We start from the raw sequence: 18,161 nt of genomic DNA on the forward strand, positions 1-18,161 counted from the left end.
CGCCGGCGCCACCGGCAGCCTTTGCTTTTTTGAGGGATACAGTGAACTGGCACATCCAGGGTGGTCGCATCCTAACCGAACGGGGACTTGAAACCGCGGACCTGAGCGTCACCGGCGGCGCCCTGTCAGAGCTGCGAGCGGCCCATGCCTCCACAATCGATGCCGATGGTCTGCTCGTGCTTCCGGGGATCGTCGATATTCACGGCGACGGCTTCGAGCGCCAGATCATGCCGCGGCCCGGTGTCCGCTTCGACACCGCGCTGGCGCTGAAAGATACGGACCGCCAGCTTGTCGCCAATGGCGTAACCACGGCCTTTCACGGCGTCACGGTGTCGTGGGAGCCTGGACTTCGGTCGCTCGACGCTGCCAAACAGCTGATCGGCGCGGTCTGCGATCTCCGCGATAGCCTTGGCTGCGATACGCGTCTGCATCTGCGCTGGGAGACCTTCGCGCTTGATCAGATGGCGCAGGTCGTACGATGGCTCTCGCTTTGGCCACGGCCGATCATCGCCGTCAACGATCACACGACGGGGTCGGTGCTGAACGGCACGATTGCCCGCAAGATCGGTCAGATGGCGGAGCGGTCTGGCTTGAGCCGCGAGCAATACATGACGTTGCTCGGCCAGATTTGGTCCCGCCGCGCCGAGGTTGAGATCGCGATCGGGAAGCTGGCCGCAACTGCGCGGGCCAATGGCAATGTGCTTCTTGCCCATGACGAAGCGTCTCCCGAGGAACGCATGTATTTTCGCGCCCTCGGCGCAAAGGCCTCGGAATTTCCGCTAACGCTCGAAACAGCCAAGGCCGCGCGGCAAATGGGCGAGGACGTGATCCTCGGCGCGCCCAACGTCGTGCGCGGCGGCAGCCATAATGGAGCGCTAAATGCCACCGAGGCCGTCAGAGCCGGACTTTGCACGGTGCTGACCAGCGATTACCACTACCCTTCGCCTCTGCATGCGGCCTTCAGACTGTCTTCGCCAGACGCCGGCGACTTCCCCTCGATCTGGAATCTGGTTTCGGCAAACCCGGCCCGGGTGGCCGGCCTCGACGATCGCGGCTCGCTTGTTGCCGGCCGCCGGGCGGATCTGATCCTGGTCGATGCTGGCGATCCAGAGCATCCGCGTGTGGTGGCCACCATGGTCCATGGACAAATTGTCTATAGCTCCGGGCTGTCCCGCACAGACCGATGGTCTGCACAGCGGTCGCCGGTGGATAAGGTTTCATGAACTTGGACACGAAAATTTCAATACCACACGAGCGCAATGGCAATCGCCTTCTGGCCTTTGACGGGCTGGTCTTTCGGCCACGCAACGATACGCCGATCTGGCAGCAGATCTACGATCACATCTTCGATCTGATCGAGAGCGGCAGTCTTGCGCCGGGCAGCCAGCTTCCCGGAGAAACGCATCTGGCAGAGAAATTCGCGGTCACCCGCATTACGCTTCGCCGGGCGCTGCAGCAGTTACAGCATGAGGGCCACCTCACCGCCCGCAAGGGCGTCGGTATCTTCGTGCGAAACCTGCCCTCGACATTCACTGTTCGCGACGGACAGCGCTTTCTCGACAATTTCGAAGCCCACGGCCAGGAAATCGGCACCAATACGCTGCTGATCGTCCGGGAACCGGCCGAAGCGGCCGTGGTGGAACGGTTGCGTCTCGCACCTGACACCACCATTATCCGGCTGTGCCGGATCAGAACGTCGGACAAGCAGCCAGTTTACGTCAATACCAAGTTCTTTCCGGCGCATCTCTTCCCCGACTTCGAGCAGAGATACGATGTGCGTCAGTCGGTGACCGATGTTTTCCGCGCGCATGGCATCGACAACTACCGGCGGGCCGAGACGCGCATCAGTGGCGGCTTTGCATCCCCCGATGAAGCGGAAATCCTGCGGCTGACGCCCGGAACGCCAGTATTCCGCATCAATGCTGTCAACGAGGACCGCAGCGGCGTACCAATCGAATGGACCCGCGGCTGCTGGCCGCTGACATCCGTCGAATTCGTCTTCTGATTATGGCGCATGTCAACACGACCAGTTGAGGACGTCAGTCGGGCAATTGGGTCGACCCTTAGACAGACACCACAAGCCGGTCGAGAAAAGGCCGCTGGCCGACAAGCAACTTTTCCCGGGCCATTTCGAGGCCGAACCACCCTGCGCGATCGATCTCAGGAAAAGTCTGCATGCGGCCGCTGCGCGGCGGCCATCGCATCTCGAACATGTTGCTGCGCAAGGTGCCGGCATCGAAATCGCCTTCGGCGCCGAAGGCCGTAACAAGCTTGCCGCCGGGCTGGCGCAGTTCCCCTAGCGGAAGCAGTGCTCCCGAGAGCTCCCAGCCGGTTTCCTCCTCAAATTCGCGACGCGCCGCGGCTTCCGGCTGTTCGTCATCACCATACTCGCCCTTTGCGATCGACCATGCGCCGAGATCGCGGCTTTGCCAGAACGGCCCGCCCGGATGGACAAGCAGCACCTGCAATTCGTTGGTCGATCTGCGGTAAGGCAGGATGCCCGCACTTCTTTTCGCCATCGCCTCATGCCTCCGGAATCCAGCCTGTCATCGCAGGCAGGCTGAACGGGAATGATGCGCCTGAATGGCAGATGCCGTTAGACTCGAGATACCTCAATTGATACTAGCCGCCGCCGCAAGTCGCTCATTCGGATTGCATTCGACTACCCCAGGCGGTGGTGGCGGCACTTCTGGAAATCCATCCACGCTGGCCATCAGCTCCAGATAGCGCTGAGCTGACGCGGCCCACTGAAATCGCGCCGCCCTGGCGCGACCGCGTGCGATCAATTTGGTTCTGAGGCCTTCTTCGTGGACCAGGCGCATAAAACAATCGAACCACGCATTCTCGTCGCAAGGTGATGCGTACAAGACCGCATCGCCGCCGATTTCGGGGAGGCTGGCACGGTCCGACATGACCACCGGACATCCCAGTGCCATAGCTTCGAGGGGCGGCAGCCCGAAACCCTCGACCAAGGAGGGGAACGCGAGGCATAGGCAATCGCGCAGAAGCGCGCCGAGTTCTGCGTCCGACCTTCTTCCCAGCCAAATGACGTTCGGCGATTTCTGGTCGCCGCTGCTGGCGAAAACGCGGGACGTTGAAGCGCCGACAACAACAATCTGCAGCCCCGCCGCGGCAAGACGCTCGTGCATGCCGATGATCAAGCCGACATTTTTGTGCGGGATAGAACTGCCAAGCACGACGATCGTACCAGGGCCGGCCACTGCCAGTGTTTGTTCCGAGTGGCAAGGAGCCCATCGCAACGCATGCTCATGCCCATTGCCTACAATTTCGACCTTTGCCGCCGGGCACACGCCATTGCGCGCCAGTTCACCCGCAGAGTATTTCGATACCGTCGTAATCTTATGCGCGGCCCGGCCCAAGGCAGGAACCAAGGTGCGGTAGAGAAGCCGAAATGGAAATGAATAGCTCTGCGGGCATGCCCGTGTATTGACGTCGTGAATGCACAGCACTTGTCGACGAACCGTCAAAGGGCCCGTATTGCAGAGGCTAAGCAGCCCGCCGCGAAGACAGGCCGGAAGCACAGCCTGTTCCCATAAATGCCCGCCAAAGCTGCCGACAGTCCGGACACGGATCGCTGCCAGGGGCAATTTGTCAAGCGCCCCCGGCGGGACCAGCAACTCGACCGTGAGATCCCGTGTCAAGGCAGCCTGGCCCACGATCAAGGCGTCCAGCGCCGAAACGATCTCGCGTGCGTACCGCTGAACTCCGGTGGTCGGTTGCGCGAGAAAACGGCCGTTGATTGTCCAATGTCGTGCCATCACAGGGTTTTTGGTCACCAGCGCCATGCCTCAGTTGCACGACTTTGGACGACCAGGACAGCAGGGTCATCCTGGCCTTTGGGACGTACCCGGTCGTTTGCCCGAAAAGGCTTCCCGGCAGCTCTCATCCGAATGGCGAGGCCAATCATCGGCGTTTACGCCAAATGTGTGAGGTTCTGCGTGGCGCGGTTTTGATAGACTGCGTTGGGCAGCGCGGCAGATCTCAATCGTCGTGCTCGGATGGATGTCAGGCGAGTTGAGCGAGTGGAGTGATGCCGCATGATGTCCGGCGCAAAACAGGCAAGTTCGCGCTGATGCAGCGCCCGACCAATCCATTGCAACCAGGCTCCGTTGGACGGGCCGTCGCCGCGACCAGACGTCTTTGGACAGCCCTGGCATGCCTGCTTGGCATGACAGCTTCGGGCGCAGCGGATCTGCTCTGGGGGGTCAACGGCCATCCCTTCAACGCCTATCCCGGGATATCGATCGAACAGCAACTCGACTATGTCAGCGACCTCGGCATGAAGTCGTATCGGGTCAACATTTCCAGCGCCGACAGCGCCAACAAACTTGCCGAACTGGTCAAGGCGGGCAAGCAGCGCGGAGTCCAGATCCTGCCGGTAATCACGCCCGACCTGGACCTCGACAATGGGACCGTCGATGACCTCTATGCGCAAGCCTACGATCTCGCGTCGACACTGGTATCCCGCTTCAAGGACGACATCCGCGTTTGGGAGCTTGGCAACGAGATGGAGAACTACGCCATCCTGATGCCCTGCGAGATGCAGGACAACGGAATCCAATACAACTGCTCCTGGGGCCCTGCCGGCGGCACCGAGACGTCCGACTATTTCAGTCCGCGCTGGGCAAAGGCAAGCGCAGTGCTGCGCGGCCTGTCGGATGCAACCATCGCAGTGGATCCGACCATACGAAAAGCAATGGGAACGGCCGGCTGGGGCCACCGCGCAGCGTTCACCCGCATGCTGCAGGACGGCATCAGATGGGATATCTCGGTCTGGCACCTTTACGAGGGCGACCCCGAGGAAGCATTCAAGTTCCTGGCCACTCTCGGTCGTCCAATCTGGCTGACCGAATTCAACTATGCCGGGGGCAGCCAACGAGGGGAAAAGCAGCAGGCGGACGCTCTAGTCCAGACGATGACGCTGCTGCGCCGATATCAATCTCCATATGGATTGGAAGCTGCCCATATCTACGAACTGCTCGACGAGCCGTACTGGGCGCCAAGCTACGAGGCCTTTATGGGCCTCGTGCGCCTGAAGAAGCGCGGCGAAGGGCTATGGGCGCCGAGCGGGCGAAAGCCGGCATACGATGCCGTAAAGAGGACCATTGCGAACGGCAATGCAGGCTCGAGCTCGTCAATGGCCGCGACGGAGAGCTTGCCGCCTGCTGACCAGATGTCGGTGCCCCGCGTTCCCGGCATCGGGGCATTTCACCCCTGTTCGCTTGATGCGTTCGACAAGTCTGTCTTCAACCACGCCAACCAGATTGCATATGCTTACTGCCTGGTCCTGCGTCGCATGCCGTCTCCGGCCGAGCAGTGGCGCGAGGTCATCGCGATGAAGAAGGATCCATCGATCGTTCCATTACTGACGAAGATGTTGCTTTCGGTCGAATTCAGGACTGACAATCAGCCGGTTGGGCTTGGAAACGCGCAATACGTGGCCCTTCTCTATCGGACATTGCTGGGACGGGAGCCAGACGGCCAGGGACTTTCTGCTTACGTGTCGAAACTGGACAGCGACAAGGCGAGTGGAGAACAGATCGTGGCGGAATTGATCCATTCGTATGAGTTTCGCTCCAGACACACGGTTCTGTTTGCCAACGAGCCTTAGCTGGCGGTCCAATGATTTTTTTTGGCCGACAGGTCGTGACTGGCGCTGTTTGGGCCGCAGTCGATAGCTGGGGCCGACAGATCGCTATGCTCGGTGTATTTGTGGTGCTGGCGCGGCACCTTGGCCCCGAGGCGTTCGGGATTGCGGCGCTCGCCATGGTGGTGCCCAATATTCTGGCTGCTCCGGTAAACGAGGGGTCTACCTGACGCCATTATCCAGCGGGAGGAAATCGATCCCATGCATCTTGATTCGGCTTTCTGCCTCCTTGCGGCGACAGGCGTTGTGATTACTGCACAATCTGGATATCCGCCGGTGCCATCGCGGCCGCGTTGGACAAACTGCATTTGGAGACGCTCGTAAAAATGGACCAGCGCCATAGGCTGCGGGCTCGATGAAAGTCGTAATCCTGAGCTAGCCTTTTGACACGGTCACGCCCCTGGCCGCGGTCGCCGTTGGTGGCACAAAGTCTCTACGCATTCGACTTTCTCGCCCAAGCCATTCGGACAATACGCCGTCTATCGCCCGACGTGGTCCACACCCAGAATTTTCCGCATGCCCGCCATTCGATAGGGGGCGCCGCAAGCAGCAATCGTGTTGCACATGCATTGTGACTGGCTTGCAGAACTTGACCGCCACGCGATGAACCGAGCCCTCGCGCCAGCGATCTCACCGTGGGTGCTCAGAACATGTCGTGACGGCGGCGCACGTGCTTTGCTGAAATGGGCACAATTTTCGCAGTCCTGCCGAATGGAGCGCCCCCGCGAACCAGGACGTCGCCGTAGCGCGAAATACCAGGAAAAGTATTATTCGTTGGCCGTGTGTCGCCCGAAAAGGCATTCACACGCTGATTGAAGCTTGGCAGACCGTTATCGCGGCCTGTCCTGAAGTCCCGCCGCGAGATCGTCGGCCCCATCGGCAACGCTTCCTCGTGAGTTCCTGATTGACCTGAGTGGACCGCGAAGTCTGCGATCTCGCTCGCTTCTACCACAACGGTAGCGCATACCCCGGTCCCTACTATGCCGCGCTGCGCGTGATCCCACTCTGAGCTTCGTTGGCACCCTGCCCTACGAAGAATGGCCGCGCGATATGCCGAAGCAACGCTTCTGATAATCCATCTCTCAGCGAGTCCTTCGGAATGAGCCTGTCGAGGCGCTGTCGAATGGTACTCCTCTCGTAGCCACTCGCGTCAGCGGCATGACCGAAATCGTGGAATCGACTGGCGATGGCGTCGTGGTTGAAAAGAATGACCCGGAAGCGCTTGCAGCCCATATCATCGGCCTTTCTTGATATGCAGGCGGGCGGCGAACCTGGGACGCCAGGAAGCCGCGCGGGTCGCCGATCTCTATTCGGGGGAAAAAATAGCCCAGTCGACCCGGGACCTGTACGATGAGGCCGTCGTCATCCAACCGTTCATGGCTTGGAAAGCGAAACCGCTCTTTCGCTCAGCGCCGGGCCTTGAACGACGTGAACACCGAGCCCGTGTCATCTCCCCACTCCCAGTTGACGGCGAGTCCGACCCGCAAAATTTGAAGGGCGGCATCGTCGGGATAGATATCGGTGAGGCTTCGCTGCATCACCAGTTCGTCGTCGATCAAGATTGCAAACCGATTTCCGTCGAACGCAACGCGCATGCGAAAAGGTTTTCCCCAAACGACCTTGTCCGCCACATTTGTCCAAACCGCGTCATAAAGTTCCTCAAAGCCGAGCCGCTTGATGAACACCGAAATCGATGCACCCTGGTAGACGTCGTCGAGCCAAGTCGTGACACAAACGTAGTTGTCGCTGTCTTGCCAGAAAAGCAGTCCTGCCCGGCCGCGCTGATCTTGTCCTCGGCGCTCCCCAGGAGGCTCGATTGTGGCCTCGAGATCGGCGAATCCCGGTAGGTCCCATGGCAGCGAATAAAATGTTCGACCTGGGTTCGGTCTGTCTACGCTCGCGCGCACACGCGCGCTGCCCAGCCCATCAACGTCAATGACACCGGTGCCCAGTGTTCTGGCCCATTGCCCGTCGCCCAGCTCCGACGTGCGGCGATCTAGTTCGCCGGCAGTACCGGTAAAACCGTCGGCATAGGACAGGGTTGCTCCGAGTTGGTTCCAAGGTGCCCCCAGAGGCGCCATAAATGGGATGGGAACTTCGCAAGGATGAGCCTCGAAATTATGCCAGCGCGGCTCGCTATCGAAGCTTTTCCATATACCTACTCCGGTAGCGTTCTCGACCGAATCGGCATTGACAGACGCTTCGAAAAGGCGAACCCCGTCAAGAAAGCAGCTCACCTGACCGTTCCAGTCAAGAATCTGGACCGAATGGGTAGAACAGCTGCGCAAAGCGTGTTCCGTACCGGTCGCGATCGTAATCTCTTTGCCCGATTGCTTGCGCACCAAGGTCCATCCGAGCGTCGACAGTTTCAGCACCCAGAAATTGTCGTTGTCCCGAAACCGACAAACAAGACCACACACATCCGAGACGGCGCCAATTGCCAGCAGCCCGTGGATCAATCCTGAAGGGCGACCAGGATCGACGACGGATAGGTTATCGCCAGCGTCCTGCGAAAAATGCCACCGCCCCCCGATTGCAGCGATTTGCCCCGGCCAGCCTTCGACGAGTGCATCGGCGGCGTGGGCGGTGCCAAACAGCGTCGAAAATTGAGGTATCCGCCCGACTTGGACCGCTTGGACGCGTGTGTCGACCCGAAAACCGATCTGGCCAAGTGCCGAAGAATGAACACCCGCAAACAGCTTTTCGTCCTTGTTGAAAGGATCGATCGCGATCGGACGCATCATCGGAAAAGCGGCAAGACCGTGGGCTTTTTGGTCGGCGGCCGCATAATAGACAGCGCCCTGCTCTCGCAACGCCACGACATAATAGACATGAACATTCTTTAGGCGCCGAAACGCACTCAGGCATTGCTTTCCTACACGAGCCCACAGCTCGCCGTTTTCGCCTTCTGCGGCATGCACGACAAAGCCGCAGCCCTCTTCCACGGGATTAATCGGCGCCTCACTGGGGAACCAGCCGACAGCCAGGTTCTCGTCGATGTTCGATCCCCGGTAGGTTCTGGAGGTGCTAAGCGTCCACCACCAAAAACGGCGAAGGGTGAGCCTCTTTCGTGGCGCACGTATCAGGGCAACCAGTCGGCCGGGCCATGGGTCAATGCCGGGTCCTCGCAACCAACGGTAGAGCCGCCTGGCGAGGTCATCAGGCAATGGCGATCCCTGCGATGTGTTGTGGCCGTTGGTGATCGAGACCAATAGCACCAGACCAGCCTCTCGCTGAAAGGGACCATAGGAGATCCCTTGCCGGCCCCAACCTGGCCTGACGAGCGGCTGGAAACGAAGTGCGCCGTGATCGATCGCGATCTGGCGTTCGATGTCACGTCCTCGCCTGACACCTCCCTTGACTGCCAAGGTGCCAATTACCGCACCGCGGGCGCGTTTATCTTGAAAATCGTCTGCGACAAGAACCTCCGGCCGGGCAACGCCGGACCCAGCCTCTTCAGCAGTTTCTACCCAGTCATGACGGTGCAACAACAAGACCCTCCTCACGTCGTCGTACGAGATTCTTCAAGGCATCAATGACGTTTCGCAGTCCTGGGCAGAAGTCGCGCACTGCCTCGCTTGTCCCATTGATCAGGCTTGCTGTCTCGCATGACGCCCGCGAAGATAGTTCTTAAGCGCCCACCGGCCGCGCCAAGACGTGTTCGACCCGCCATTCCCCATTGCCATAGGAGGCTGGCAGCGGTTTTAATGCGTAGCCTGCAGCAGTCAGGAGTTCCGCGATCTGTCGGGCCTTGCGGTCGAGCCCCTCGCGCGTTGCATCGTCTACCTCATAAATCACCTTCGGACGGTGTCGCCGCAGTGTTTCCGTCATACCGCCCAGGACGTCAATTTCGGCGCCTTCCACGTCGATCTTGACCAGCGAGGGCGGCCTGAGGCCTCGCTGGGCGATGGCATCGTCGACGGCGACTATGCTGACCTCCAGGCGGCCGCTGATGTCCGGCGGTGCTCCCGCCGAGGCAAGCGCGGCGCCGCCGATGTGATGGGCGAGCAGAAGCTGGCCACGGCCGGATGTGGCGCCCGCAGCTTCGGCGAACACCCGTATTGTGTCGAACCCGCTAAGCCGTGCACTCTCTGCGACAGCTGCGGCATTGCGGGGAACAGGTTCGAACGCATAGACTTGACCGCGCGGCCCGACGCGGCGCGCGGCGATGAGGCTGAAGAAACCTATATTCGCGCCGATGTCGAAAAAGGCGTCCCCAGGCGCCAGGTTTGCCGCGATCGCCTGTTGGATGGGCGGCTCGTAGGTGCCGCGAACAAAGTTCGGGTCGGCGCTCTTCGCCACCAGTTTGAGACCGGCGGCCTCTCCCTTGGCTATGACGCGCGCGTCGCTGAACACGCTGAGGAACCTTGCCGTCAATGTCACGCGCTCTTTCCCATTCTTCGACGCCTCGGGGACGGGGCCAGCCCGTGCCGCTCGCCGCGAAGGTGACAGATTGCGCGCCCGGGATCGAGCCCGACAACCGGTTGGCCGGCTCCTACCTCCTCCGACTGATCGCTACTCCGATTGTGGGCCATATCTCATCTTGGGGGTACCTGCCCGGCCTCCCGGTCCGATGGAACGGTGGCATCGTTGCGCGAGACATGGATGGCCTGGGGAGCATCCCACCCCTTCGAAACGATCTCACGATCGCCGTCGCCGTCGAGGTCGACCGTGCGGGCGCCGAGATGACTCTCGACGCCCTCGCCGACCAATTGCTCGATGAACCGCCCGCCTCCCAGATTGCGCCAGAGCGAAAGGCGCAGGGCGCCGCGGTGCTCGCCCATGACGAGGTCCGGCCGGCCATCGTCATTCATATCGGCCACCGAAAGACTGTTGAGCGAGCCGCGCGAGGTGATCTCCTGCTGCTCCCAGTTTTGCTTGATGTCGCCGGGATTGCGCCACCAATAGGCCTTTGCGTGGTCGGCCTGCCCGTTTTCTTCACTCACGACGATGTCGGTTCGTCCCTCGCCGTCCAGATCGGCGACCGCCACGCGGTCCGGATAGACCATGTTGGGGACATTGGCGACGTCGCGGCGCTGCCAGTCGGCAGAGCCATCCCCCGGATTGCCCCACCATGCGATCTCCTTTGCGTTGCGGGTAGTGGCCGCAAGGTCAAGCAGGATGTCGCCGTCGATATAGGCGAACGCGATCCCTCGTCAGAGGCCTCAGGGCAAATGCGGGTTAGCGGCCCCCCGCCGCCGTGTCGCCGGGATGGGAAAGTAGAACACTCCGAGACCGCTTGCGACCGCAAGCTCGGCCGGCCCCCTTCGACGATCTGCGACGGTGCATGGCCCTGCCCCGAGATCGTGGCTGGCGGCGGGAACCTCGCCGATCTCATGTTCCTCAAAGCCCCGCGCTGACGCCTGCTGCGCCTGAAGCCACGCCAGGTTCAGTGTCTCGCCCCCGCCGCGCTGGGCGATCACTTCCCCGCGTCCGTCGTCGTCAACATCGATTGCCGCGATCGCATCCACTCCCTCGCCGAGCCGGCCTGTTCCCATTCACCTTGCCAGGGATCGGCCGGCCGGCGATACCAGAACGGACCCGAGGCTCCGTCTTGGATGGGACGGCGGTTCATCCAAAACGGGCGGCAAGTAAAGTCGCAGAGGGATCGAAGCCGCACCGCAGCTTTGGCTCGAACCCCGAAGAGGTCATGGCCGCCCCGCCGACTTCCTCCCGAGACGCTTCAGGCCGCCTATGTTCACGCATTAAGCTCGTATCGCGTGAATATCTCGTGCTCGCTCAGCAGCCGATTCAGAAAATCGCCCCCACCTACATCCGCCAGGATAGGCCAGTCGTCGAGTCCCGCTGGCCGCTCCATCTGGGACCGGTGAGCTGCCAGCGCGTGACGTTTTGCATCTATCACGTCGCCGATAAAAGCGTGGGAGTTGAACATCTTAACGCCGCGCAAGCCGGCAAGGGTCCGGACCGTCTGCCGCAATGCGGTGCGATTGAATCCAAGCACTCGATCGTGCAGACGAACCCAGGGCCACTGATACCAGTACCAGACGGGATATTCGAACACGGTCACGCGCCGGCCATACAGTTGCAGCGCGCCTCGGGCGCCAAGATTGGTGGCAACATGGTCCGCGGGCGGCTCTTTTGCATGGGTGACGAACACGCTCTGCGGTTGCCAAACGAAAAGCAACTCAGCGATCGCCTCTGCGATCTTGCCGATGTGATGCTTTGCCGTGCCGTCGGGAACACGCAGGAATCTCACCCGATCGGCCGACCCTCCCAACCGGCAAACCGCCTCGATCGCTTCGTCCTCGCGGGCGATCCGCAGCGCCTCCCTGTCAACCCGATTTGCATGGGATGCCGAACCGTCGGTGACAAAAATAAACCGGACATCGGCGCCCGAGCTAAACTTCTTGCTGGCAACCCCTCCACATCCCAGCGTTTCATCATCGGGATGGGGTGCAATGATGACCGCCGACGCCTGCCAGTCTGCTACATCGAAAGGATGAGACCGGTTACGCATCGCTCTATCGAGCATAGCGCCAATCGTATGCCTGACGTCATGCATCGATGCTTCCGATCATCCCTTCTTCGGTGTGGTTCAACCCGACCTGCGCATGGTAGCAAAACACTGTAGGCGATTGGGGTGAGAAAACAATGAAGGTAGGAATTCTTGCTGGCGGACTGGGAACGCGGCTAGCGGAAGAAACCGAGATCCGGCCGAAACCAATGGTCGAAATCGGAGCAAAGCCGATCCTTTGGCATATTATGATGCATTACTATGCCTACGGCCACCGCGAGTTCGCCGTCGCGTTGGGGTACAAAGGCGAATACATCAAACGCTGGTTCAGCGACTATGTCGCATTCGATGGCAGCTTGACTGTCAATGCTGCATCGGGAAGCGTCAAGCGCCACTCGAACTCGCTGCCTGACTGGTCCGTCGATCTTGTGGAGACGGGACTGAATACGCTGACGGGCGGCCGCATAAAACGCCTGATCGACTGGATGGGCGACGAGACATTCATGCTCACTTGGGGAGATGGCGTTTCGGACGTCAACCTTGATAAACTGATCGCCTTTCACAAATCGCATGGCAAGCTTGCAACGATGACGGCGGTGCGTCCGCCAGCGCGCTACGGGCACATCGAATTCGATGGCCATCGCGTTGTCGACTTCACGGAAAAGCCACAGGCCTCGGAGGGATGGATCAATGGCGCCTTCTTCGTGCTCGAGCCGGGTATAAAGGACTATATCGACGGCGACGATGTCATGTTCGAACACGCGCCAATGCAGCGGCTCGCGACTGACGGCCAACTGATGGCATATCGCCACGAATCCTTCTGGCAATGCATGGACACCATCCGCGAAAAGCATCTCCTTCAGAAATTGTGGGACAGCGGGCAAGCGCCCTGGAAAACATGGGAATTGATCGATGAAAGTTCTGGTTACAGGCCACCTCGGTTACATCGGTTCCGTCCTGACTCCGATGCTGCTTGAACGCGGCCATGACGTCACGGGCCTGGACAGCGACATCTTCCGGTCATGCACTTTCGTAGGAACGTTGGCCGAAGTGCCGACGATCGAGAAAGACATCCGCGACATTGAAATCGACGACGTCGCCGGCTTCGACGCGATCATCCATCTCGCCGGACTGTCAAACGATCCGTTGGGGGACTACCGACCCCTGCTTACCGAGGAAATCAACTGCGGCGCTTCGGTCAGGCTCGCGCAACTCGCCAAGGCCGCCGGCGTCCAGCGGTTCCTGTATGCTTCCTCTTGCAGCAATTACGGCGCGGCCGGCGACAGCTTTCTAACTGAAGATGCTCCCTTCAACCCGGTTACGCCTTACGGCGCCTCGAAGGCGAATGTGGAGCGAGCGGTCGCCCCGATGGCGGATCAATCGTTCAGCCCGACGTTCCTGCGTGCGTCGACTGCATACGGCCTGTCGCCTCGCATCCGCTTCGATCTCGTGGTCAACAACCTGACCGCCTGGGCCTACACGACCGGCCTGGTCTACCTCAAGAGCGACGGCTCGCCATGGCGGCCGATCGTCCACGTGGAGGACATCGCGCTGGCCTATATCGCGGTACTCGAAGCCGAGCGAGAGCTGGTCCACAACGAGGCATTCAATGTCGGCTTGACCACGGAAAACTATCAGATTCGAGAGATCGCGGAGTTGGTGCAAAGGATCGTTCCCGATAGCCGGGTGAAGTTCGCGCCCGACGCCGGGCCTGACAGACGGTGCTATCGCGTCGACTGCACCTATATTGGTCGCCGCCTGCACGGGTTTAAGCCGCAATGGACAGCGCGGCGCGGTATCGAACAGCTCTATCACACATTTCGAGCGGAAGGCCTTGCACTTGGGGATTTCGAGGGCGAGCGGTTCAAGCGCATCGCCCATGTGCAGAAGCTGATCCAAGATGGTGAACTGGATACCGATCTGCGTCGCACGCCGCAATTAGCGGTAGCGGTTTGAACAAACACAGCCGGGAGCCATGGCCATGATGATTGCTGGTGCAGCCTCTGTAACCGAGCAGGTTTGCCGCTCCTGCGGCGGAAGTCACATCGACACTTTCCTGAAGCTCGGCACGACGCCCTTTGCCGATCGGCTTTCCCTCAAGGTCGACGACGGCGAGGACGAGCCTGTCTTTCCGCTCAGTGTGGTCGTGGTCGAGTAGGTCAGCAATTCGGCTTTCGCCGTCAGAGATCCGGGCGTGCGGCTTTCCCGAAGCCGGCTCTTCCCGACCCGCGCGCCGTCAGGGTCTCGAACTCCGACCAGCCATACGCCGGCTTTCGCCGGTTTTCTGGATGCGTCGCGCAAAATCCGGTCGCCGCGTCGCGTTACGATCCCGACGCCATCGCCTCGCCACCAGCATGTGTTGCGAATTGATCCTTTGTCGGAACGGAAAGAAGTCTTGCAGTCGTCTGCGTCAGATGGCAGCGAAGATGCTGCGCCGCCGCGTCCATTTCACCCCAACATCCTGCTCTTGGCTCAACGCCGTCGAGGGCTTCTTCGCCAGACCCACCCGGCGCAGGCTCAAGCACGGCGTCTTCCATTCCGTTGTCGATCTTCAGGCCGCCATTAACCGCTTCATCCGCGAATACAATGCCGAGAACCCGCGACCATTCATCTGGAAAGCCAACCCCGATGACATCATCGCCGCCCGAAACCGCAGGTTCCAAACGTTGGAATCAATCCACTAGGTCGTGAGGCACGTACCTTCGAAAGGATGAATTCGGCTCTCAAAGGACGAACTTACAATGCCCATCGGCGGCCTCTAAGCTCACTTTGACGCGCTCTGCCCAAAAACTGGTCTCCTTGCTGAGATCGCAATGCCCGACGCAAGAGATCACTTCTCGAAGGCTATCAAATGAGTGATTTCGACTTACGAAGGCCCAACACTCTGAGCTTCTTCCGGCTATTCTTTGCGTCGCTTGTTATTATATCCCACTCGCCGGAACTTATAGATGGGAACTCGAATCGCGAGGTGCTGAAGAACATCTTCGGTACATTGACCTCCGGCCAGGTAGCTGTTTACGGATTTTTCTTCATTAGTGGATTCCTCGTGCTCGACAGCGCGATGCGAAGCAGCATCTACGCCTTCATGTCCAGACGTGTACTTCGTATAGTTCCTGGATTTGTTGTGGCATACTTGATCAGCATTAGTCTGGTATTCTGGCTGGGAGGCGGTGACTTTGATGAACTATCTCCGAGCCAGTGGGCGGCTAAGCTTTCCAAAATGGCGCTCTTGCTGAATCCGGCGCAGGTAGGATCGGCGTTTGCCGGGTCCCATGCACCAGATGTTAATGGATCACTATGGACTATTGCATACGAGTTTCGCTGTTATGTGCTTGTGGCAATTGTGGTATTCTGTCTCGGTCGCGTTACGCTTGTCTTTTCGATCATGTCAATGTCACTGGCCATAATCCTTGTTAGTTCCATTTCGCAGGGTGTTTACTTTCGCTACGACCTTGGAAACTTTGAGCCCATCGGTAACGTGGACGATGCCGTACGTTTTACGATGATATTTTCCATTGGGGCGTTGTTTCAGCTGCTCAAGGAGAATGTGAGGAGGAGCAATCGGGTAGCGCTTTTGTGCTGTTTCCTTCTCATAGGCGGGATGTGCTCGGAACGGCTAGCGCCCCTCGCAGTGGGCGTGTTTGGAGGTTATCTGGTCCTGTATTTGGCGTTTCTAAACGAGAACAGCGTCTTAAATTCGATTAACCGAAGGAATGATATATCGTACGGCGTGTATCTCTACGCATGGCCGATTCAGAAGCTACTGATCATGTATGTTCCGGCAATCACGCCTACGCAGCTAACGATCTTGACCTTGCCTATAGCAGTCTGCGCGGGCTTTCTCAGCTGGCATCTTGTTGAGAAACGCGCGATCCATATGCGGCTGCCGATCCTCCGCACTGCATAGTTCGGCTGTCGTTGGGCCGGTGCCCATGTTTGAAGACGACCTCGGTCGAAGGCGACGGCTCCGCCCGTCGGATAGACGCGGTTTCGCTCGCCGGACCGCCATCACATGCTCGACGTGCCGGTTCCCATTGGCGTAGGAGGCGGGCAGAATGGTTACTCATAGTCCATCGATGCCATAAACGACGCGATCGCCCGGGACCTTCAGCTGAAGCCCCTCGCGCCTGGCGTCGTCGAGTTCATAGATCACCTGTGGGCGGTGCGCACTTAGGACCGACCGCTTCGGCGAACACGCAGATGGTGTCGACCTGTTGGGCCGAGCGCTCTGCTCAATCGCGGCAGCGCTTTGCGCACCGGTTCAGATGCGTAGGCGCGCCCTGCCGCCCCCCACGCGGGCGCGCCGCAATCGATGTCGTAGACAACGTCACCTGCGTTCAGGTTCGATGCAAGTAGCTGCTGGACCGGCGGCTCGTAGGCGCCCCGCGCAAAATCTGGGTCGCCGCCTCTCGTTACGATCCTGAGGCCACCCGCCTCGCCACCAGCAATGCGTTGCGATTTGGAGAACAGATTGCGGAGCGTTACAGCCAGGTTCACTCGGCCTCTCTCCGCCCTTTGGGCTGGGTGCCCCTGACGCCCGTTACGGAAGAGAACGGCGGGGCCTGACGGGCCTATTTCAATCCGACATGGGTTGGCCGTAGACCGATACGCTCACGGGGTTGAGCGCTACACTGAGGGTCGCCGCATGAGCATCACATCGGCCTACAAGCTGCGAGGCACTTGGCGATCGCCGCCCACCGCTAAGGCTCAATGGCTCACGATCTTTGTGGAAACATGGACCGGCGTGCCTGGGCGCAGTTTCTGATAGACGGACTTGAGCCGTTCTGCGCGCGCCTCCCACGAATACAGCTCGACGGCACGCTTGCGCCCCTCGTTTCCCATTTCGCTTGCCCGGACGGTATCCTCCAGCATCGTGATCAATGCCTGGGCGAGTTCGCCAGGAGCATCGACTTCGACCAGCATCCCGGTGCTGCCAGCTAGAATGGATTCACACATCCCGCCCACGCGCGTTCCAACCACCGGTATCCCGCAGGCCATGCCCTCCACGACCGATATTCCGAAGCTCTCGCTGAGTGACGGATTCACCACAATGTTGGCCTCATGGTACGTCGCTACGAGGTCCTTGTGGGGCACGTTGCCCACGAAGTGAACTCGATCACGTAACCCGTGGCTCTCGATAAGTTCTTCTAAGTGTTCCCGATATTTGCAATTGCCCCAGCGATCGTAGAAACGGCTCAACGCGGTAACCCGCGGATCCGACGAGAGGCTGGTCAGGAAGTCCGCCGGGAGCGGAGAATGCGGCCCTGCGATCCGAAGTTCCACGTCCGCGAACCTGGTCGCAACCTCACTGAAGGCCTCGATCAGTGTGTGTAGCCCCTTCTCTGGCGACACCCGCCCAACGAACAGGATGACATGTCGGGTTCTGGTGGATGCGGAAGCCCGCTGCTCGCTCGGCCGAAAGTAAGAAACGTCCACGCCATTACCGACAGTGGCAACGACGCCAGGATAGTCCGGGAATGCAGAACGAAAGGTGCTTGCGATGTGGTCGCTGACGGCGACCACAGCATCCACCACCTTGAGCTGACGGGCCACCTGATCGCGGTCACGCTGTGACAGCCACTCACACTGCATCTCAAGCACGAGCCGATGAGATGAGCTGGCTGCTTTCAGTTCCCGGCACCATGCCCAGTAATTCATCAAATGGACGATATCTGGTTGATCGACGGCGAGGTAGTGACGAACCTTGTTACGATATTGCGAGTGGTCATCGGCCTTCCGATCCAGCCGCAGCCAGCGCGCCAGGCGCGGAAACTGGTGGATGATCCGCTGCAGCGCGCGGTCGCGCCGCGCCGCAGCCCGCCGCACCGCGAACGGCAGGTCCGCGGGCACCGTATCGTCTCGATAATGCTTGCCATAGAGCGTAATCTGCAGGCCTTCGCCGAGCCGCAGCGCCGTATTGTAGACGATCAGACCGATTGAGTTTTGAACAGGCGGAAAAAGTCTATCGTACGGCTGACCGACGTATACGAGCTTCATGTCACTCCCCACCGTCAGCTC

At 60.0% G+C, this 18,161-nt stretch carries 16 protein-coding genes and 1 pseudogene; 10 read left to right on the plus strand and 7 right to left on the minus strand.

Translation table 11 applies throughout. From position 1 onward, the window contains the following. Positions 1-41 precede the first annotated feature (41 nt). Entirely contained in the window at positions 42-1,223 is a 1,182-nt protein-coding gene (locus AC0L2Z_RS07955; RefSeq protein ID WP_287227135.1) for an alpha-D-ribose 1-methylphosphonate 5-triphosphate diphosphatase, read from the plus strand. After that, complete coding sequence (phnF, locus tag AC0L2Z_RS07960) at positions 1,220-2,005, plus strand: phosphonate metabolism transcriptional regulator PhnF (protein WP_023799567.1); 786 nt, start codon at positions 1,220-1,222, stop codon at positions 2,003-2,005. The genes AC0L2Z_RS07955 and phnF overlap by 4 nt, the downstream gene beginning before the upstream one ends. A gap of 58 nt (positions 2,006-2,063) precedes the next feature. Here phnF and AC0L2Z_RS07965 read toward each other — a convergent pair whose 3' ends face one another. Together AC0L2Z_RS07965 and AC0L2Z_RS07970 are read right to left on the minus strand one after the other, a co-directional pair. Next, on the minus strand, positions 2,064-2,519 hold the full coding sequence (locus tag AC0L2Z_RS07965; protein ID WP_023799568.1) for an NUDIX hydrolase: 456 nt from the start codon (positions 2,517-2,519) through the stop codon (positions 2,064-2,066). Positions 2,520-2,612: 93 nt separating this feature from the next. Further along, a complete protein-coding gene (locus AC0L2Z_RS07970) occupies positions 2,613-3,779 on the minus strand; it encodes a glycosyltransferase family 4 protein (RefSeq protein ID WP_084833738.1) in 1,167 nt (388 codons plus the stop codon). 272 nt (positions 3,780-4,051) lie between these two features. Here AC0L2Z_RS07970 and AC0L2Z_RS07975 point away from each other — a divergent pair, with 272 nt between their 5' ends. From AC0L2Z_RS07975 to AC0L2Z_RS07985, 3 genes are all read left to right on the plus strand, one after another. Continuing rightward, a complete protein-coding gene (locus AC0L2Z_RS07975; protein WP_473627438.1) occupies positions 4,052-5,632 on the plus strand; it encodes a DUF4214 domain-containing protein in 1,581 nt (526 codons plus the stop codon). An 11-nt stretch (positions 5,633-5,643) separates the two neighbouring features. Next, entirely contained in the window at positions 5,644-5,838 is a 195-nt protein-coding gene (locus AC0L2Z_RS07980) for a hypothetical protein (protein WP_287327481.1), read from the plus strand. Between the two features lie 946 nt (positions 5,839-6,784). Then, positions 6,785-6,919: a glycosyltransferase gene (locus AC0L2Z_RS07985; RefSeq protein ID WP_473627449.1), complete on the plus strand. Its 135-nt coding sequence runs from the start codon at positions 6,785-6,787 to the stop codon at positions 6,917-6,919. A gap of 155 nt (positions 6,920-7,074) precedes the next feature. Here AC0L2Z_RS07985 and AC0L2Z_RS07990 read toward each other — a convergent pair whose 3' ends face one another. The 4 genes from AC0L2Z_RS07990 to AC0L2Z_RS08005 all read right to left on the minus strand — a co-directional run bounded on the left by AC0L2Z_RS07990 (position 7,075) and on the right by AC0L2Z_RS08005 (position 12,191). Next, positions 7,075-9,159, minus strand: a complete 2,085-nt coding sequence (locus tag AC0L2Z_RS07990) for an oxidoreductase (protein WP_473627439.1) — start codon at positions 9,157-9,159, stop codon at positions 7,075-7,077. Between the two features lie 139 nt (positions 9,160-9,298). After that, positions 9,299-10,051: an FkbM family methyltransferase gene (locus AC0L2Z_RS07995; protein WP_473530626.1), complete on the minus strand. Its 753-nt coding sequence runs from the start codon at positions 10,049-10,051 to the stop codon at positions 9,299-9,301. A gap of 155 nt (positions 10,052-10,206) precedes the next feature. Continuing rightward, positions 10,207-10,818 (minus strand): FG-GAP repeat domain-containing protein, encoded by a 612-nt coding sequence (locus AC0L2Z_RS08000; protein ID WP_473627450.1) that lies wholly within the window; start codon positions 10,816-10,818, stop codon positions 10,207-10,209. A 548-nt stretch (positions 10,819-11,366) separates the two neighbouring features. Further along, the gene (locus tag AC0L2Z_RS08005; protein WP_128245272.1) at positions 11,367-12,191 is read right to left on the minus strand and encodes a PIG-L deacetylase family protein; all 825 of its coding nucleotides are present in this window, start codon (positions 12,189-12,191) and stop codon (positions 11,367-11,369) included. Positions 12,192-12,280: 89 nt separating this feature from the next. Here AC0L2Z_RS08005 and rfbF point away from each other — a divergent pair, with 89 nt between their 5' ends. The 5 genes and pseudogenes from rfbF to AC0L2Z_RS08030 all read left to right on the plus strand — a co-directional run bounded on the left by rfbF (position 12,281) and on the right by AC0L2Z_RS08030 (position 16,050). Beyond that, entirely contained in the window at positions 12,281-13,120 is an 840-nt protein-coding gene (rfbF, locus tag AC0L2Z_RS08010; RefSeq protein ID WP_077381112.1) for a glucose-1-phosphate cytidylyltransferase, read from the plus strand. Next, the gene (locus AC0L2Z_RS08015; RefSeq protein WP_473627441.1) at positions 13,056-14,099 is read left to right on the plus strand and encodes an NAD-dependent epimerase/dehydratase family protein; all 1,044 of its coding nucleotides are present in this window, start codon (positions 13,056-13,058) and stop codon (positions 14,097-14,099) included. Before rfbF ends, AC0L2Z_RS08015 begins: the two co-directional genes overlap by 65 nt. A 25-nt stretch (positions 14,100-14,124) precedes the next feature. Next, positions 14,125-14,301, plus strand: coding sequence for a hypothetical protein (locus AC0L2Z_RS08020; protein WP_128245269.1), 177 nt, complete (start codon positions 14,125-14,127; stop codon positions 14,299-14,301). Between the two features lie 280 nt (positions 14,302-14,581). After that, positions 14,582-14,827 (plus strand): annotated as a pseudogene (locus AC0L2Z_RS08025) (IS630 family transposase); the annotation flags it as partial. Positions 14,828-14,994: 167 nt separating this feature from the next. Beyond that, on the plus strand, positions 14,995-16,050 hold the full coding sequence (locus AC0L2Z_RS08030) for an acyltransferase family protein (protein ID WP_473530622.1): 1,056 nt from the start codon (positions 14,995-14,997) through the stop codon (positions 16,048-16,050). Between the two features lie 800 nt (positions 16,051-16,850). On the opposite strand, the gene AC0L2Z_RS08035 is transcribed toward AC0L2Z_RS08030, so the two are convergent. Further along, entirely contained in the window at positions 16,851-18,140 is a 1,290-nt protein-coding gene (locus AC0L2Z_RS08035) for a glycosyltransferase family 4 protein (protein WP_473627442.1), read from the minus strand. Between the last annotated feature and the right edge of the window lie 21 nt (positions 18,141-18,161).

This window comes from Mesorhizobium sp. WSM4850, assembly GCF_055811735.1.

Bases quoted from the DNA above. Each gene is read 5' to 3' on its own strand.
- AC0L2Z_RS07980 (WP_287327481.1), top strand. From the start codon at position 5,644: ATGATTTTTTTTGGCCGACAGGTCGTGACTGGCGCTGTTTGGGCCGCA.
- AC0L2Z_RS08015 (WP_473627441.1), top strand. From the start codon at position 13,056: ATGAAAGTTCTGGTTACAGGCCACCTCGGTTACATCGGTTCCGTCCTG.
- AC0L2Z_RS08030 (WP_473530622.1), top strand. From the start codon at position 14,995: ATGAGTGATTTCGACTTACGAAGGCCCAACACTCTGAGCTTCTTCCGG.
- rfbF (WP_077381112.1), top strand. From the start codon at position 12,281: ATGAAGGTAGGAATTCTTGCTGGCGGACTGGGAACGCGGCTAGCGGAA.
- phnF (WP_023799567.1), top strand. From the start codon at position 1,220: ATGAACTTGGACACGAAAATTTCAATACCACACGAGCGCAATGGCAAT.
- AC0L2Z_RS07965 (WP_023799568.1), bottom strand. From the start codon at position 2,519: ATGGCGAAAAGAAGTGCGGGCATCCTGCCTTACCGCAGATCGACCAAC.
- AC0L2Z_RS08005 (WP_128245272.1), bottom strand. From the start codon at position 12,191: ATGCATGACGTCAGGCATACGATTGGCGCTATGCTCGATAGAGCGATG.
- AC0L2Z_RS07970 (WP_084833738.1), bottom strand. From the start codon at position 3,779: ATGGCACGACATTGGACAATCAACGGCCGTTTTCTCGCGCAACCGACC.
- AC0L2Z_RS08035 (WP_473627442.1), bottom strand. From the start codon at position 18,140: ATGAAGCTCGTATACGTCGGTCAGCCGTACGATAGACTTTTTCCGCCT.
- AC0L2Z_RS08020 (WP_128245269.1), top strand. From the start codon at position 14,125: ATGATGATTGCTGGTGCAGCCTCTGTAACCGAGCAGGTTTGCCGCTCC.
- AC0L2Z_RS07975 (WP_473627438.1), top strand. From the start codon at position 4,052: ATGCCGCATGATGTCCGGCGCAAAACAGGCAAGTTCGCGCTGATGCAG.